Source organism: Bacillus sp. JJ1521 (assembly GCF_036965165.1).
Taxonomy (GTDB): Bacteria; Bacillota; Bacilli; order Bacillales; family Bacillaceae_L; genus Ferdinandcohnia.
Window position 1 is genome coordinate 1 of sequence record NZ_JBALOX010000068.1, and the last position, 17286, is coordinate 17286.

22 protein-coding genes are annotated in these 17286 nt (G+C 36.9%); 7 read left to right on the forward strand and 15 right to left on the reverse strand.

The window, feature by feature from the left end; translation table 11 throughout:
- Nucleotides 1–274: 274 nt before the first annotated feature.
- A complete protein-coding gene (locus V7147_RS10545; RefSeq protein WP_165439160.1) occupies nt 275–442 on the forward strand; it encodes a hypothetical protein in 168 nt (55 codons plus the stop codon).
- Between the two features lie 45 nt (nt 443–487).
- On the opposite strand, the gene V7147_RS10550 is transcribed toward V7147_RS10545, so the two are convergent.
- Nucleotides 488–1690: an ornithine--oxo-acid transaminase gene (locus tag V7147_RS10550; RefSeq protein WP_335367815.1), complete on the reverse strand. Its 1203-nt coding sequence runs from the start codon at nt 1688–1690 to the stop codon at nt 488–490.
- Nucleotides 1691–2043: 353 nt separating this feature from the next.
- Between V7147_RS10550 and V7147_RS10555 the strand changes: the two genes are divergently transcribed.
- Together V7147_RS10555 and V7147_RS10560 are read left to right on the forward strand one after the other, a co-directional pair.
- On the forward strand, nt 2044–3465 hold the full coding sequence (locus V7147_RS10555) for a sigma-54 interaction domain-containing protein (RefSeq protein WP_335367816.1): 1422 nt from the start codon (nt 2044–2046) through the stop codon (nt 3463–3465).
- 138 nt (nt 3466–3603) lie between these two features.
- Nucleotides 3604–4218: a hypothetical protein gene (locus tag V7147_RS10560; protein WP_335367817.1), complete on the forward strand. Its 615-nt coding sequence runs from the start codon at nt 3604–3606 to the stop codon at nt 4216–4218.
- A gap of 221 nt (nt 4219–4439) precedes the next feature.
- On the opposite strand, the gene V7147_RS10565 is transcribed toward V7147_RS10560, so the two are convergent.
- The 8 genes from V7147_RS10565 to cyoE form a co-directional block, all read right to left on the reverse strand.
- A complete protein-coding gene (locus V7147_RS10565) occupies nt 4440–5582 on the reverse strand; it encodes a trans-sulfuration enzyme family protein (protein WP_335367818.1) in 1143 nt (380 codons plus the stop codon).
- A gap of 133 nt (nt 5583–5715) precedes the next feature.
- A complete protein-coding gene (locus tag V7147_RS10570) occupies nt 5716–6276 on the reverse strand; it encodes a hypothetical protein (protein WP_335367819.1) in 561 nt (186 codons plus the stop codon).
- Nucleotides 6277–6279: 3 nt separating this feature from the next.
- The gene (locus V7147_RS10575; protein ID WP_335367820.1) at nt 6280–6912 is read right to left on the reverse strand and encodes an SCO family protein; all 633 of its coding nucleotides are present in this window, start codon (nt 6910–6912) and stop codon (nt 6280–6282) included.
- Between the two features lie 83 nt (nt 6913–6995).
- A complete protein-coding gene (locus tag V7147_RS10580; RefSeq protein WP_335367821.1) occupies nt 6996–8687 on the reverse strand; it encodes a cbb3-type cytochrome c oxidase subunit I in 1692 nt (563 codons plus the stop codon).
- Nucleotides 8688–8700: 13 nt separating this feature from the next.
- On the reverse strand, nt 8701–9168 hold the full coding sequence (locus V7147_RS10585) for a cytochrome c oxidase subunit II (protein ID WP_335367822.1): 468 nt from the start codon (nt 9166–9168) through the stop codon (nt 8701–8703).
- Nucleotides 9169–9179: 11 nt separating this feature from the next.
- Nucleotides 9180–9329: a hypothetical protein gene (locus V7147_RS10590; RefSeq protein WP_335367823.1), complete on the reverse strand. Its 150-nt coding sequence runs from the start codon at nt 9327–9329 to the stop codon at nt 9180–9182.
- Nucleotides 9330–9627: 298 nt separating this feature from the next.
- Nucleotides 9628–10233, reverse strand: a complete 606-nt coding sequence (locus V7147_RS10595; RefSeq protein WP_335367824.1) for an SAM-dependent methyltransferase — start codon at nt 10231–10233, stop codon at nt 9628–9630.
- An 83-nt stretch (nt 10234–10316) separates the two neighbouring features.
- Complete coding sequence (gene cyoE, locus V7147_RS10600; protein ID WP_335367825.1) at nt 10317–11219, reverse strand: heme o synthase; 903 nt, start codon at nt 11217–11219, stop codon at nt 10317–10319.
- 277 nt (nt 11220–11496) lie between these two features.
- On the opposite strand from cyoE, the gene V7147_RS10605 reads away from it, so the two are divergent.
- Nucleotides 11497–11829, forward strand: coding sequence for a GntT/GntP/DsdX family permease (locus tag V7147_RS10605; protein WP_335367826.1), 333 nt, complete (start codon nt 11497–11499; stop codon nt 11827–11829).
- Nucleotides 11830–12088: 259 nt separating this feature from the next.
- On the opposite strand, the gene V7147_RS10610 is transcribed toward V7147_RS10605, so the two are convergent.
- The 4 genes from V7147_RS10610 to V7147_RS10625 form a co-directional block, all read right to left on the reverse strand.
- Nucleotides 12089–12334, reverse strand: coding sequence for a hypothetical protein (locus V7147_RS10610; RefSeq protein WP_335367827.1), 246 nt, complete (start codon nt 12332–12334; stop codon nt 12089–12091).
- 43 nt (nt 12335–12377) lie between these two features.
- Nucleotides 12378–12866 carry a hypothetical protein gene (locus V7147_RS10615; RefSeq protein WP_335367828.1) on the reverse strand — a complete coding sequence of 163 codons (489 nt, stop codon included), beginning with the start codon at nt 12864–12866 and terminating at the stop codon, nt 12378–12380.
- Nucleotides 12867–13103: 237 nt separating this feature from the next.
- The gene (locus V7147_RS10620; protein WP_335367829.1) at nt 13104–13757 is read right to left on the reverse strand and encodes a hypothetical protein; all 654 of its coding nucleotides are present in this window, start codon (nt 13755–13757) and stop codon (nt 13104–13106) included.
- 11 nt (nt 13758–13768) lie between these two features.
- Nucleotides 13769–13987 (reverse strand): hypothetical protein, encoded by a 219-nt coding sequence (locus tag V7147_RS10625; RefSeq protein WP_335367830.1) that lies wholly within the window; start codon nt 13985–13987, stop codon nt 13769–13771.
- Nucleotides 13988–14195: 208 nt separating this feature from the next.
- Between V7147_RS10625 and V7147_RS10630 the strand changes: the two genes are divergently transcribed.
- Nucleotides 14196–14708, forward strand: coding sequence for a hypothetical protein (locus tag V7147_RS10630; protein ID WP_335367831.1), 513 nt, complete (start codon nt 14196–14198; stop codon nt 14706–14708).
- Between the two features lie 188 nt (nt 14709–14896).
- Here V7147_RS10630 and V7147_RS10635 read toward each other — a convergent pair whose 3' ends face one another.
- Entirely contained in the window at nt 14897–15472 is a 576-nt protein-coding gene (locus V7147_RS10635; RefSeq protein WP_335367832.1) for a hypothetical protein, read from the reverse strand.
- A gap of 74 nt (nt 15473–15546) precedes the next feature.
- On the reverse strand, nt 15547–16068 hold the full coding sequence (locus tag V7147_RS10640) for a hypothetical protein (protein ID WP_335367833.1): 522 nt from the start codon (nt 16066–16068) through the stop codon (nt 15547–15549).
- Nucleotides 16069–16393: 325 nt separating this feature from the next.
- Here V7147_RS10640 and V7147_RS10645 point away from each other — a divergent pair, with 325 nt between their 5' ends.
- Entirely contained in the window at nt 16394–16843 is a 450-nt protein-coding gene (locus tag V7147_RS10645) for a hypothetical protein (RefSeq protein WP_335367834.1), read from the forward strand.
- The gene (locus V7147_RS10650) at nt 16831–17118 is read left to right on the forward strand and encodes a YxcD family protein (protein ID WP_335367835.1); all 288 of its coding nucleotides are present in this window, start codon (nt 16831–16833) and stop codon (nt 17116–17118) included. The genes V7147_RS10645 and V7147_RS10650 overlap by 13 nt, the downstream gene beginning before the upstream one ends.
- Nucleotides 17119–17286 lie beyond the last annotated feature (168 nt).

Sequence of the window (17286 nt, forward strand, 5' to 3'; positions counted from 1 at the left end):
GACCTTTTACTCCAATCTCCAGAAGCGTTCGGGTCTTCATAACCCTGATGAAGACCTTTTACTCCATCTTCGGAAGCGTCCGTGACTTCATATTCATAATCTCGATGAAGGGAATTTGGCACAGGGATTTCTCTTGTTTCCCTTTCATCACCTAGATAAAAACCTTACTCAAAACTCCGGTAATGACCTCGTAATCAGGTTTTTAAAACCCAATACATACAAAACTTACGATTGCAAAAACTACATTGGAACGAATTTGAAAGGAGAAATGAATATGGGTCGTGGAAAAAGCTTTAACCATAAAGAAAAAGGCCATCCTGGCAACTTTCCAAAGAACAGCATAAGTGAGGAAAAAGACCATAGTCGACAGTTTGAACAAATGGAAGGCATTGTCTCACATGAAGCTTTTAAAAACCGAGTAAAAGAAGACGAAATGCCTTAAGAATGTAAAAAGGATCAAAACAAAGAGTCTTGATCCTTTTTCCTTTTATCCTAAAACCTTCTCAATTCGTTCGATTGCCCAATCTAACTCCTCTTTCGTTACGATTAATGGGGGAGCAAATCGGATAACCGTGTCATGTGTTTCCTTACAGAGTAGTCCTTCTTGTTTTAATGCCTCACAATATGGACGTGCTGCTTCTGTTAGTTCAACTCCGATAAATAAACCCCGACCTCGAACTTCCTTAACCTTTGGATTATTTATTTCTTTTAATCGGTCTAGAAAATATTCGCCAAGGTCAAGTGAGCGTTGGGCTAGATTTTCCTCAATTAATACATTCATGGATGCAATGGAAACAGCGCATGCCATTGGGTTTCCGCCAAATGTTGAACCATGGGAACCTGGATTAAACACACCTAACACATCTTTATTTGCAACAACACATGATATCGGGAATACCCCACCGCCTAGTGCTTTACCTAAAATATACATATCAGGCTCTACTCCATCCCATTCACACGCAAACATCTTACCGGAACGGCAAAGTCCAGCTTGAATTTCATCCGCAATAAAAAGCACATTATTTTGCTTACATGTCTCATAAGCTTGCTTTAAGAAACCTTCTGGCGGAATAATAATGCCAGCTTCTCCTTGAATCGGTTCAATTAGAAATGCTGCTGTATTTTCGGTGATTGCATTCGTTAGAGCCTCAATATCACCATAAGGAATAAGCTTAATTCCCGGCAGCATTGGCCCAAACCCGCGCTTATACTCTTCTTCAGATGATAAGGATACCGCAGTCATGGTACGACCATGGAAGTTTCCAATACATGCGATGATTTCGGCTTGATTTTCCTGAACCCCTTTTACATCATATGCCCATCTGCGAGCTGCCTTAATTGCCGTTTCAACAGCTTCTGCTCCCGTATTCATCGGTAGAGCCATCTCTTTATTTGATATTTTACAAATTAATTCATACCACGGTCCGAGCTGGTCATTATGAAAAGCCCGTGATGTTAATGTCACACGGTCTGCTTGATCCTTTAAAGCTTGAATAATTTTAGGATGGCGGTGTCCTTGGTTTACTGCCGAATATGCACTTAGCATGTCCATGTATTTATTGCCTTCTGGATCTTCAACCCATACACCTTCTGCTTTTGAAATCACGATTGGTAGTGGGTGATAGTTATTTGCACCAAACTTTTCTGTTTGATCAATGATTGTTTTTGAGTCCAATTTTGTTTGAGTCATCTTTCATCCTCCTGTTTCCATTTGGAAAATCTATTTTACTTAAGAATTGCTTCCCCTCTTATTTTATGCAAGAATCATGCCAAACTTCTTAACGAAGCATATATGCTTATTACATTTCTCCTTAAAAGCGCCATTTTATAAGGTTTTCCACCTAAAAAAGTGTATAAAATAGGTGAGTTCGCTTTTCAAGACAGAAAGACTTTTTCATTCACAACTCAAAAAACGCAAAAAATACTTGCTTTTTATGTTTTTGTGCAAAAAATACTTTCACATTCCCCTTAAAAGCGCAAAAATGATATGCACCTCCTAGTCTTTCTCCTATAATAGAAAATAAGCAAAGGTGGCGACTATATATGAAACAGGTTGAGTTATTAAAGAACAAAGCAACTGAACAATTGGTAAATGAAGTTGATGTTGGCATCCATGTTGTAGACATAGATGGTACGACCATTATTTACAATCAAAAAATGGCTCAAATTGAAGGGATGAATCAAAATGATGTTTTAAACAAAAAGCTTGCTGATGTATTTTCGTTTCACAAAAATGAAGATAGTACGTTGCTTCAAGCTCTTAAAAATGGTGAGCCGATTAAAAATGCAAAACAGACGTATTACAATAATCTTGGGCAAGAAATCACTACCATTAATGATACAATTCCGATTATGGATGGACGAAAGCGAATTGGAGCAATGGAAATTGCCCGTGATGTGACAAAACTTGAGAAATTGCTTCGTGAAAATATGAATAGGAGAAGCGATGCACATTATACTTTTGATAGCATTATTGGGCAAAGTGCTGCTATTTCAGAGGTGATTGAAGCGAGCAAGCGTGCAACCCGTACAAGCTCCTCTGTTCTCATTATTGGAGATACTGGAACTGGAAAAGAGCTTTTTGCCCAGAGTATTCACTATGGGAGCAGCAGGTCTTCTGCCCCCTTTATATCTCAAAATTGTGCTGCTTTTCCGGACACTTTAATTGAAGGTCTCCTTTTTGGTACGAAAAAAGGAGCTTTCACTGGAGCAATTGATCGTCCCGGCTTATTTGAGCAAGCAGAGGGTGGCACTTTGCTATTAGATGAAATAAACTCATTGAACCCTATATTACAAGCAAAGCTACTGAGGGTCATCCAAGAAAAAACGATTAGACGAGTTGGTGACACCAAGGATAAAAAAGTCGACGTACGCATTATTGCAACGATGAACGAGGACCCCATTGATGCCATTTCACAAGGACGGCTCCGCAAGGACTTATATTACAGACTAAGTGTTGTAACACTTTTTATCCCTCCATTACGAAATCGTCGGGAAGATATTCGGGAGCTTGCGTACGCATTTATGGAAAAATATGATCATCTATTCGGTTTGAACGTATCGAAAATTGATAACCAGGTTTTACAGATTTTAATGCAATATGACTGGCCGGGAAATGTTAGGGAGTTAGAGCATATTATTGAGGGAGCACTGAATGTCATTACGTATGAGGATACAATTTCGTATAATCATCTCCCCATGCATTTTCGAAAAAAAATACATTCAAAGCCGGAAACTCCAAAATTTGCAAACCCTGAAATTATTGAAATAACAGATGTTCTACCATTAGACAAATACATGGACGAGGTCGAAACCTTATACTTAAAACAAATTCTACAGCAGTTAAATTTTAATATCACAAAGACCGCAGAGATACTTGGTATGAGTCGCCAAAACCTCCAATATCGCTTAAAAAAATATGGAATTAAAAGAAACAAAAGGGAAGGTTCCTCTGGTCCCATGTAGCCTATGTATTATTTCAATATTTCTACATACTCAACCATTTTCCCTCCCTTTTTTACATTTATTGCTCGGGAAATGAGTAGAAATAAGTCGAATAAACAAGGCAGTATTGAAGAATTTTTGAAAGGCAGGTGATTGTTGGTGAAACAATATGTATGGTATGCGAGTTATGGTTCAAATATAAACAGGGATCGGTTTCTTTGTTACTTAAAGGGCGGCAGACCAAAGGGCTCTAATGAAACTGAGGTTGGGTGTAAGGACCCCTCATCGCCAATTAATGAAGGAATGTTTACTATTCCCTACCCTTTGTATTTTGCGAAGGAAGCTGGAAGATGGGATTCAAAGGGTGTTGCTTTTATAAATGGAACAAAAAATGATAAAGCAGTAACCTTTAGTAAAAAGTATTTAATTACATCTGAACAATTTCTGGATGTTCTACAACAGGAGAACAGTGGGATCCAGTTTGAAATTGATTTAGAAAAGGTGAAAGAATCCGGGTCGATGATTTTCCGTAAAAGAGCATGGTATGGGAGAATCCTGTATCTCGGGGAGGACGGTGGCTATCCAATTTTTACGTTTACTGCCCCTTGGGAAATGGATGATATCACGTATAATAAACCTTCCTATGAATATTTGGAAACGATTGTTACGGGGCTAAAAGAATATTATTCAAAGAATGAAATCCGGCAGTATCTAGAAAATAAACCTGGGATAGCAGGAAAGTATACTGCGGAAGATCTAGCTAGTTTAATATAGTAGAATTTTAAGGAAGAAGGAGCTAGGGCATCCTTCTTTATTTTTGTTCAAATTTGATTCAATCAAATGTTTGTTTGAAGTTTAACCTTACAGTCCCATCGGCTTTCCATTTCAATCAAGCGTTTGTTTGAATTTCTACGCCTACTTCCTCAACCGCTTTCCAATTCAATCAAAGTTGGTTTAAAAAAGAAAGTACCCATTTTTATGGATACTCTCTTTGCTTATCTTAAAGATTTTTCAATTGCTTTTTCAAAAACTGAAATGATGTCCACGTAATGTTCGATTCCAACTGAGATACGCACAAGTTCATTTGTAATCCCCAATGCTTTCTGTGCCTCAGGTGGAAGTGAACGGTGTGAGGTCTTTAATGGATGGGATACTGTAGTTTCCACCCCAGCTAAAGTTGGAACAAGCTTCACCCAGCCGAGGGATTTGAAAAATTGATCCACATCTACGTTTATCGCAAGTTCAACGGATACCATTGCCCCAAATCCAGTAGCCTCTTCTTCAAATGGATAATAAACTCTTGCAATATTCGGGTTGTTGCGTAGAGAATCCGCAAGCTTTCGTGCATTTGCAGATTGGACTTGCATTCGGACTGCCAGTGTTTTCAAACCACGAGTCGTCAACCAGGCTTCAAATGGACTCACATTTGCACCAATATTAACAACTTTTGTGCGCGCCTTTTCAACCAAGTCCTCTCTTCCCACAACAACTCCAGCGGTCACATCACTATGTCCACCAATGTACTTAGTCGCACTATGAACGACTAGTTCTACACCAAGTTCATATGGGTTGCAATGGTATGGAGTGGCAAATGTATTGTCTACCACAGTGACTAAGTTTTTTCGTTTTGCAAGTTCCACAACTGCCGATAGGTTTTCTACCCGTAAAAGCGGATTGGTAATGGACTCAGTATAAAGTAGTTTTGTATTTGGCTGAACCTCATTCTCCACTTGTTCAAGATCTGCAAAAGAAACAAAAGTTGTTTCAATACCGAACTGACGAAGCTCTTCGTGTAAAAGATGAAAGCTTCCACCATACACATCATCTGCTGCAACAATATGGTCCCCACTTTTTACAACAGAAAGGATTCCCGCTAAAATCGCAGAAAGTCCTGAAGAAGTTGCAATACCCGCTGGTGCACCTTCAATGGCAGCAACCATTTTGCCAAGCTCATCAGGATTCGGATTTCCCGTACGTGAATATAAATAATTCCCTTCACCTTGGAAATAACCCTCTAAATCTTCAAGGTTATCAAAAGTAAAAGCAGATGTTTGATAAATAGGTGTAACTTTGCTTCGAATTGGTAGTTTATCTTTCTCTATACTATGGATTAATTTTGTCTCAAACCTTTTTGCCAACTCTTTCACCCTCTTATATTTTTGTATTGCTATTATTCTGAACTTTATTTTTGAACATGTCAATTAGTATCTCGTTAATCGAAAGAGTTTTCTCTTCAAAAAAAGAAGCCACATTTGCAGCTTCTTTCCTGACCTAGTCTTTATAAATGGATTGATCTGTAAAATTATTATACACCAGATAGATCGCAATACATATCGCTGTTGTAATAAATCCCCAGCCCAGAGTGATTTGATCGATTACGAGGTAATTATTACATAATTGATTATTTATATTGATATATAATACACCCATACCTAAATACTTTAAGGTAAAAAATATAAACACAATGTTTTTTGCACGATCCGTTAGTTTCTTCCAGCTATCACGTAATGGAACACCCGCTAAAAATGATAGGCTTAAAAATTTAAATACTTCCATACTTGTAATGTTTAGTGTCTCGTCCATCGTTTTCGGTATTGTCCAATACACCATAATTACAATGAATAAGAGAATCCCAGGTATTCCATCTTGATTCCATTTTCCGAAAAATTGCGGCAATTTTTCTTGAAACAGTTTTCCCATAAAAAACCCAGCAATAACGATTGCAGGCATCTGCATATGCATATGGATAATCATGATTGACTCCAGGAGATTAGCAACTGGGGGAAGGGCTAATACGAATAATAGTCCTAGTCCGATCAAAAATTGTTTCATTGCCTATTCCCCCTTTTCATTATCTAAAATGCTAATGACCTTGGTAGCCGCTTCATCGATTTCTCGATAATCCATAACATCCATCAATAAACCATTTGGATCTACTAAATAAAAGGCAGAGTTATGAGTAAAGTTTCCTCTTCCATCTGGGATAACAATTACCCCAAACTCATCGAGAAGATTTTTTAACTCCGCTTCCTCTGTAATCCTTGCCATTCTCCATGTCTCTCCGTCTGATCCAAAGTAGGTACGGTATTTATTTAGTGTCGCTGGGTCATCCCTTGTTGGATCAAAGCTTATGCTTAAAAAGATGATATCTTTTCCGATGTATTCTTGCGGGATTTGCTCATAAACCTGCGCCATATTCAATTCCAATTGTGGGCAAACGGTCGTACAGGATGTGTAAAGAAATGTAATAAATACGTATTTATCTTGAAACTCAGAAATAGGATATGTTCGTCCCTCGCCATCTTCTAATGTCACATCTGGAAATGCTGGCTTTTCCTCTATTAATTGGTTGACCCTTGCTGTTTCTGCTGTAAATGCCTGGAATCCATCGGTTCCCGTATAGAACAGTACAAATCCAAATAATAAAATGAAAATACAAGCGAATGCCTTGCGATTTGTTTTGATCACGAAGATCACATCCTATTTCTTTTTTTCCTTGAATGATAGAAAGAGATAGCAGTTGTTTTCGCTATCTCTTTCTATTAAAGTACTTACCAAGTCTTAAATGGTGGTGATCCTGGTGGTGCATTTACTATCATATCGGTTAATGGTAATACATATGCCATTGCGATTACTAGAACCATAAGCACTACCCATAGTCCCCAACGCTCTGTCCATTTTGGAGTTGCTGAAGCATTTTCTTCTACTTCAGCGATTGGGAATTCTGTTAAGCCTTTTGGTGCAAAGAACATCATGTTAAATACTGCATACACTTGGATGATTACTGCGATTAGTAATAATGTTGCACCGATACCAACTAGCATCATAAATGGTTCCCAGCCTGCAGCTTGTGCACTGCCAAAGTAATCTGAGAAAGACGTTCTACGTGGTGAACCAAGTAGTCCAACCGTATGCATTGAACCTGACATTATAATCATACCCACTGTCCAAATGATGGTTTGAACAACACCTAATTTATTCATTCCTTTTGTCATTACACGACCTGAAATATGTGGGACTAACCAGTAAGTGATTCCGAAGAATGTCATTACAACTGACATACCTAATGTTAAGTGGAAGTGTCCTACAATCCACATTGTGTTGTGAACAACTTGGTCAAGTTGGTTAGTTGTTTGTGCAATACCACCTGCACCTGCTGGGATGAAGGCTGCCATTGCGATGAATGGAGCTAGGAAACGAACGTCGCCCCAAGGTAATTTCTTGAACCAACCTAATGCACCTTTTCCACCTTTTGCTCTTCCTGTACGTTCAAATACTGCAAACATTGCCCATGCTGTCATTAATGATGGGAAACCAATTGCTAAACTCATGAATACGTGTAGGAATTTAACTGATAAGTTAATTCCTGGGTCAATGATTTGATGGTGGAATCCACCGGTAATGTTCATAATCACTAATGCAATTACAACTACACGAGTAAGTGTGTCACTCCAGCGTTTTCCGCCGATAATTTTTGGTATGATAACATACCATGCAGATACTGCTGTTAAATACCAGATGTTAACTGCTGTGTGTCCGAATGCCCAGAATAGTGTACGTGAAACCATTACGTTAATTGTATCCACCCAGCCTAGTGACCATGGTAGAATTAAGAATAATACTTCAACTGCTACAAACGCTGTTGCTCCTACTAATAAAATGAATACACCAGTTGCGAAGAAAGAAAGGATTGGAACATGTTGACCTTTATGATTCTTTCTCCAGTTTGTTACTTGAATAAATGCACCAGCTGCTAAGATCCAAATCCCCACTACTACTAATGCTAACCCGATGTAGAAAACTGGGTGTGCTGCCATTGGAGGATAGAATGTGTACATGACAGATGCCTTGTTCATTAATACTGGAATTACAACTAGTACAATACCAACTATCTTAGTCCAGAAACCAATCCACGCCATTTTTCTAACCTTAGGTAGTAATCCACCTAAATCATGTGAAAGACCTGCGTAGAAATAACCGATACAAACGAATGCTGAAAATACAACTACTAAAAGTAGACCGTGTGCTGTTAAGACTTGATAATAGTTAAGCCAGCTTGGTAATTCTAAAAGACCTGCACGGTTTAATCCTTGAAATAGTCCAAAAAGTCCACCTAATAATAATGCGATAAATGCTACTGATAAATAGGATTTCGTGATCTTTGCATCTTTTAGATTTACACCTAACACTTTGTTTGTTTTTTCCTTTAAGGTTAAATCTGAATTATTTAATATTGTTGCCAATGTTCTCCCCTCCTTATTTCACCGTAATTGTTGTAGCCATTAATTGGTGACCAGCTCCGCAATATTCGTTACATAGAACTAAATATTCACCAGGCTCATCAAAGGTTTGAGTGATTTTTTGAATATGTCCTGGCATTACCATTGCGTTTAAGTTTGTACCTGCAACTTCGAATCCGTGTACAACGTCTTTAGAAGTCATGATAAAGTGAACTTTTGCACCAGCAGGTATTTCGATATTTCCTGGATTAAAGGCGAACACCTCTAATGTCATAACAACTTCATATTCGTTTTCGCCGATTTGATAAACACCTGGTTTGTCAAATGGGGCTGTTTCGTCAACTTTCTGAGGATCGATGGTTTCCATATGACTCGGTGGTCCCATTTCTAATGCGAAGGTTTGGTAGCCTGTGACGAGCATGAATACGACGATCATACCAAAGCTTAATGCTAGCCATATTTTTTCATCAAGATGCATTTTCATTTTTTCCCCTCCTAAAATCTAGCCATGAATAGGCTGAATAGTACTATATACGTAAAAAGAATGACTGCTCCAACAACACCAACTGAAATCCAAGTTCCTACTAATGACCCTTGATATTCCCCGTCTGTATTTTTGTTTCGGTTAACTTTTGAAGCTCCCATCCAACTCAACCTCCTTATGTTCTTCTTACTTACATCATAGTTAGGAACCATTCTCAATGTTGTGAACTGAATCACACTTAAAGTGTAATTTTTGATACACCCATTAAAAAAAGGACGGGTAAATAGGCTTTTCACCGTCCTTTAATACTTATCCAAAACGATAAGAACCCTTACCACTACTGACATTCGAGTGCTTTTTCTCATTTTTATCCTTCATCCAATAACAAAAATGACAAATTGGTGAACAGACATATTTTTACATAATAAAGAAGGCAGCTTCCCTTCGATTGGAAGCTGCCTATCTCAATTTATAAACCATAAATCTCTCATATGTATTTTTCTCAAACAACTCTGGAATGACAATCTCTTTCCTCACTTGAAAAGGAGTATTATTCTCCAAAAAGTAGGTGTAATCTGTTGATCCATAATATAGAATTACCTCTATTTCACGCGGATAATTTTCGTATGAACGAAGAATATTGGAAATTGTATGTTTAAAAACCTGAATTGAAAAAGGATTAAAAAAGTAAAACCGATTATCGAGTGGATGGATTTCATAATCCTGTGCGGCACAATGGTGAATTTCAATTTCTCCTTTGCGGGTACCTGTTCTTTTTACATAGCGGTCTCGGTTTTCAACTGCTTCATGATACAGGCTTTTGTCAATCTCAATCCCAACCACGGTAGACGCAAAAGAATGATGAATATAAAAAAGGAGCCGTCCTTTCCCACAACCAAAATCAACTACCCGATCCGATTCCTTCAATTGATAATGTTCAAACAAAGCAGATAATCCTTCATATGGTGTTGGCTCATACCGATGATAATGAACAGATGAACTAAATCCCTTTTGTCCACCGCTCGTTTTCACATGTAAAAGTGCATCGAAATATTGATCATCCATTGGTCGTCTCCTTATAAAGATGTTAAACACTGAAATAAAACAAACCCCACTACTTCACAAAAAGTAGCGAGGTCCAATACCTTTTACCCAAAATATTTCGGCAGCGTGACGATGACCATTAATAGGAAGATAATCAAAATATAGTTCACGGAATATAGGAAATTCCAGCGAGCCCATTTCATATCATCCTTGACTGAAAAGCCCTTAATACTCAAAATAATCCATCCGATATTTAGTAAAGTCGCGAGAACAACAAAAACCATTCCTAGGTCACCTAAAAAGAAAGGCATTGGGAACAGACAAATAACCCAGAACAGAAAATGTCGCTTTGTTACCTCAAAGCCACGCACGACTGGGAGCATCGCAACCTTTGCGGCCTTATATTCGTCATACTTTCTCATCGCTATGGCATACGTATGCGGCATTTGGAACACGAATAATATCAAAAAGAGCACAATCGGAACTGTATGATTGATAGGTGCAACAGCAGCCCATCCCATTAGTGGCGAAACGGCGCCTGATACACTCCCAATCACAGTATTTATCGTAAATCTGCGCTTAGACCACATGGTGTACAACACAACATATGTGAACCATCCTACAAAAGTAAAAAAGACAGCTTCATATGTGGTAAAAAATAGGAAAACGAATCCTAAAATTGTACAAATAATGCCTAAGACCAACACAAATTTTAAGGAAAAATGGCCTGTTACAGTTGGTCGCTTTTTAGTCCGATCCATGACTGTATCGATGTCAACATCATACCAATTGTTTATAATTAAAGCCCCCGCCATAACGAGTGTACTTCCAATCATTGTGTATAGAAACAATCCTAAATTTTCTTGAAAAGATGCACCCGTAAAGTAAATGGCTAACCAAAATCCTGAAAACACAGGTAGAACATTTGCTAGTAAAACTCCTGCCTTAAAAAGAGATCTAAGATCAGCTATAAGGGATGTTTTTTGTATTTGAAGTTCTGTTTGCATTGGTATTCTCTCTCCTATCTTCTATTAGAAGATCATTATGCTTCAAATACACTATACCATTTTTGTGACCATTAGGATAAGAAAACCACTTTTTACCTACACCTATAGTAACAATGGCCCTTATTGGTATTTTTTAACATTATTTTCTACTTAAAAATCTATTGATTCTCTCCAAAAATTGATGTAATATATGAACATTATTTTTGTTTGTTTCCTAAACAAATTAATAGATTACATCGCTAATTGAAAACGTAATCAGTGAATAAGTGCTTCGATGATGGAAAATACAACCGTTTCACCACTCATCATGGCTTGGTTTATTACCGCATTATTGCGTATTGCTACAGGTATAGGTGTGGTATCAGCGATTACTGCTGCTGGTATTGTAGGGCCTCTTATTGATACATTTGACGTTAGCCCTGTATTAATGGTGCTTGCAACAGCTGCTGGTAGTAACACGATCACACATGTTAACGATGCATCACTCTGGCTATTTAAAGATTATTTCGGTCTAAACATTAAGGATACTTTTAAAACCTGGAGTCTGCTATTGTTCACAACCTCTATTGTCGGTTTAGGTGTAGTCTTGATCCTTGATATATTTATGTAAACCCGTGTAAACCCTAACAATTTTGTTAGGGTTTTATTAGTATTTACCAACATATTTTCATGTATAAAATGAAACCTTCCCTCATTTTCATTTAAATAAGAAACCCTTATGCAGAAATCAAGCTAGTGTTAGACAATGAAGAATGCATTAATGCCCATATTAACTAAGAAAAGTACTATGTGCGCCCGTCTATCGGCGACAAACACAAGTCGAGTGTTGACAGAAGGCTCTTTATGCCTTCCAAAGCGATCGGCTCGAGTTAAAGGGCCTGACCCTGCCCAGCAGGTGTTATATCATTATCATTAATTTGACCGTCAATTAAGTCATTATCAATAATGATTGTTAAATTCGTAATATTCGCATAAAATCCAGCTTGGTTACCTGCCCCGTTATTTGTCTTTCTATGTGACGACCAACCCGATAGTTGGTTTTGACCAACCGAGACTGCGCTATTGGTATTCTGCATTTGTATGTTGATAGCTCCAATTGAAAAAGGTACCGTCATGAAAGACACCTCTATTTCTTTGAAAATTTTCCGATACTGCTTCTCAATTTTTCATTTGAAAATCAAGGAAATCATTATCGATAATAATATTTGTATTTTTTTTGTGCTCAGTGACACCTGAAGATCTCCCGATTCCCTGATTCGTTTTCCTTAAAGAACACCATCCGTTCGATACATTTTCGCCAATTGAAACTGCAGAATTTGAATTAAGGGAGTTAATATTTATTTCCTTAACATCAAAATTATTATTTTCCCACATTTCAATATCACTGATAGCATCAGCTCCTAATGACTGATAGCCCTCTACATTCATACTATTTTCAACCGCAAAGTCTATGAAATCATTATCTATAACATAATTATAGTTTTGACCTACTTTTGACGATGATAAGGTACCAAATCCATAATTTATTTTCTGATGTGAGGACCAATTATTACTATTATTTATTCCCACGAATATTCCAGATGACGAATCAATCATATCGACATAAATTCCATTAATATTTATCTCATTGGTTATGTTTTTGCACATCATCGGTCCCCCTGCCAAATATCCTTATTTACAAATAGTACAGTGGACATTTCAATTAGAAAATCCCTCATAAAGTAAGGTATGTTTTTAAAACCGTCTTTGTTCTTGTAATAAAGAAATTGACAATTTCAGACAAGCAAAAAACATAAGACCCTAGAGCATTTAAAAATAAATTCCGATGCTCTGGGGTCCTATAAAACAATGAGGTAATTTTTGTATATATCTCATCTTCAAGATCTATTCGTTTTCAAGATTATTGGGCGAAAAATTCGGAGGCAGATTCTGAATTAATTGGCTAATTTTTTCAGTTGTGCCTCCAGGATGATATTGATTAGGAATTCCAGGAAAGGTACCACCCTGTACACCGTTTGGCATGATTTCATTCATAATTCTAGAAACTAAGTTAGTTAAAATACTTAATTGTTTCCTAATTTCTATCTCGTCCAGTTCTTCGTAATCCTCATCTTCTCCGTCATCTTCTTCCTCATCTTCATCTTCGTCTTCTTCATCGTTTAATATTTCTAAGTCAAAGTCATCATCATCCAATTCGATTGGATGATCTTCATCCATATTAGTATCGTCAGAAACTTCCGTATCCTCTAAGTAATCAATAACCTTAGTTATAACCATATCCTTTACGTCTTTAATCCATGTTAATTCTTCGGTATCCGAATCACGGAACATATCCAATAACGATTCATCGTTTAATAAAGTCTTAATCCCATCAATCGTATTATTGCTACCGCTAACAGACCCAAATCCCTGATTATGTTTTTTGAAACTTGTAAACCCTGTAGGACGGTTGTTGCCAATGTTTACACAAGAGGCACCTTCAACTGTATGAATCGTAAATGTCTTGATAAAAAAAGTAGGAGCTACTTCATTTTGCATAAAGAAACCTCCTATTCATTCTCAACTTTGTGTATTGATTTTTCTTCAAAATCCTTTTTTTGTACTATATGATAATTTTTAGTTGATTGATTGTGATTCCCAAGCATTAATCCAAAACCTTCGTTCATTTTCTTATACGATTTCCAGTCAATTTGGAGATTTTCACCGGAAAATATCCCTGAAGAGTCGCTTACTTTTTCCACATTTAACTGTTTAAGCACGATTTTCAAGATAACCTCTCCAATCTGTAAAAGGAACATAAATTTTAGTTATAGTTAAAGATATTCATAAAAAAGAGTCTATATTCCTACCGGATTATTCTTTAGGACTGAATATATGAAGTTTACAGTTCGTGACATGCACCCCAAAACATTTAATGAATAATCTAGCATAGATATATTTTCTTTCTACGGGGAGTCGATGGATGTGCATCATATTTTGGAGGAATTTTTAAAAAGCAATATTGGAAACCAAGGGGCTACAAATCCATTTAATGGTGATGCCTTTGCCGATTTTATCGCAGAACAAATAAGAAACGCCCTCCCCCAAAGTCCAAATTGGGCTGGATCTCAAGTAAACAATTCTGGTCAAAATCAACAGGGCGGGGGGCCGGCATTCAATGCCGCGAACCAGACGAACAAAATGAATATTAAATACAATGTTTTTGAAATGCACGACTATCTAATTGCAAGGATTGATTTTTCAAATACCGATCCAAGTAAAAAGAAAAAAATATTGTTAAATAGCTATGAACTTTTGTTAACAGAGGAGGAAAGAGTAAGCCCCTTACTCAAAATCCCATTGCCAAAGCCAGTGTCGTCTAAGAAAGTAAGATTTTCCATGCAAAATGACATACTTGAGATTCAAATGTTGAAGAAAGGTCCTGAAGATTATAGTGAATATGAAGTTTATGAAACTGTAAATACAAACGACCCAGAAAAAAATTTTTAAGATACCTTTTTATCACATAGGGTCTCGGCAAAGTTCATGTCGTATCTGAGATTGTAACATTTGCCACACAACCTATTAAATGTGGCGTGCACCCTCAGCTAGTTTCAATGAGAAAGGGCCAACAAAAAATGTAGTGAGTGAAAATTTTTTATGTTTTCTCTCGCTACTTAGACAGCTTTAGTATTTACCTATTCCTTTAATTTAATATTAGTGCTTGAATGAATAATGATTTCATCAGCTAAGTTTTTTATTTCATTTTTACTGCCACTTTTTACACTTTCTTTTTTTTGTTCAGAATGGGCTTGGCTGCCTCTTTCCTCATCTTTCTTTGTTTTTTCATGTGCCTCTTCTATTTTCTTAGACTTCCTTCTTTCAGGAAAAATTTCATCTAGTTTTTGCTCCAATTTTTCCTCAAGTTCTGAGTATTCTTTACTATCATTAGGGCTAGTTGCTTGTTTGCTCTGTTCCTCCCCTTTCCCCTTCGAATTCTTTTCTTTTATCTTTATACCAGAGGGCTTTACATTCTTATTTTTACCATCCACATTGACTCCCAAATTGTTCCCTAAGTTGAGGGCACCACTTACTTCTTTTACATCTATTTTATCAAATATAAATTCTAAACTGTCTAAAACTGGCCCTTGGAAATCTAATTTTTCAATATTTATAAAATAAACCATGCCATCCTTAGTTATTTTTTCTAGCATAGTTTGAATGTTTTGTAACTGATTGTATAGTTTATCCAATTTTTCCTTATCGTCCTGCATATTTTACCTGCCCTCCCTCCCATTTAATACTAGCTGACGTCCTATTAAATATAGATATGTCCTTACTTACACTTTTATTTACTTAAATTTGCCGCTAAAGGGCTCCACATTGTATCCCTATCGTCAATTGGAGTATCAATTTGATCGTTATCAAAAACGACATTTGTATTCTTGATGACTTTATTATTATGGCCTCCTAAGGTTCCAAATCCCGAATTTTCTTTTCTATGCGAACTCCAACCAAATTGAATGTTTTTGCCGTTAAAAATACCTGAAGCATTCGAAATACTCCCTGCCTGCAGTTTTTCGAAGTTAATCATACCCTTCGTGATTTTTGGCTCTTTGCCTTTCTTTTTTTTCTTTGTTTCATCTTTTTTCTTTGTTTCCCCTGAAGGGGCAGGTTTCTTTTGTCCATCATTTTGCGATGAATTCTTAGGGTTAACCTGGTCTTGATAATTAAAAGGAGTCTCATTCACGTGATTAACAACAGATGGGATATTGGAATTCGGATTAAAATAGGGAGTGAATTGGGGTTTATAATATGGATAATTTCTATTTGGAAAGAGCCCATAACTATTTTTCAAATAGTAATTCATATATTTTAGNNATCCATACTATGTCAATAGCCCATATTTAGTGAAAATTGAAATGGAGCGACTTCTTCTAAAATACTGTAAAATTTCAATCAGTGGGGGTTCATACTTTCACCAATACCTACTGATTTTGTATAGAAGGATAATAAATTGAGCACAGCTTATTGTATCTTGGCCATCTGGATCAATTACGATATATCCTAAAAAAAATGAAACCAAACCTCATTTACATCGTATTTAAAGAACAAGGTAAGATAAGAGATTATTTAACGTTATTAGGATATAATGAAATCATAAATTACACTAACTAATGGAGGTACACATTTATATGAAAAAGATTTTATCAGCTTTAGTAGCACTTACTTTGATTCTTTCGCCACTTGGTAACTTTGTTTTCCAAGATCAAACAACAACAGTAGAAGCGAGAGGCTATAAATCAGGTAAACGAGGTTTTAATAATAATATTGGAAATACGAATAAATCTAACTTTCAAAAGCAACAAAAGAAAAAAGAAGAAAATAATGTTACAAACAAATCTACTACGCCTACAAGTCCTAAAGGCGGGTTCATGTCAGGCGGTTTAATGAAAGGTCTAATGCTAGGTGGACTTGCAGGATTCCTCTTCGGCGGTCTTTTAGGTGGAATGGGTATGCTTGGTTCGTTCTTAGGGTTAATGATTAACGTACTTGCTATTTATGTTCTAATTTCCATCATTCGCAAAATCTACGTAATGATAAAAGATCGAAAGAAAAATGAGGCGGATCCATGGCGACGCTAATTCTTTCCGAACAAGAAATCATTAATGCGGTCTGTGTCTATATCGGTTTGAAAAAGCAAGTAAAGCCAGAAGAAGTTGAAGTAGAACTTATGTATGACGATGATTACGGGTTCTCAGCAGAAGTATATGTGAACGATCGAAAACAGGTCCTCATCATGGCGAATTTAATTGAAGCGCTTCGTTTATGGTTAGGCGAATTTCTTAACAGAGACCCGTATGCAGGGATCAAGCTTGTGTTAGATGACGAAGAAGGCATTATTGCCCATATTAATTAGAAAAGCGCAAGGACCTCGAAAAGAGTAACATCGACTAACTACTGCTACGTCCTGTGGCAAGCGTCGATGTCAACACATCCTCGAAAATGCAATGCATTTTCTTCGTGCGATGATTATGCTGTCGAAGCCTTCCTTGTACTTTGCAAATCTGACAAGCATAAGAAAAGC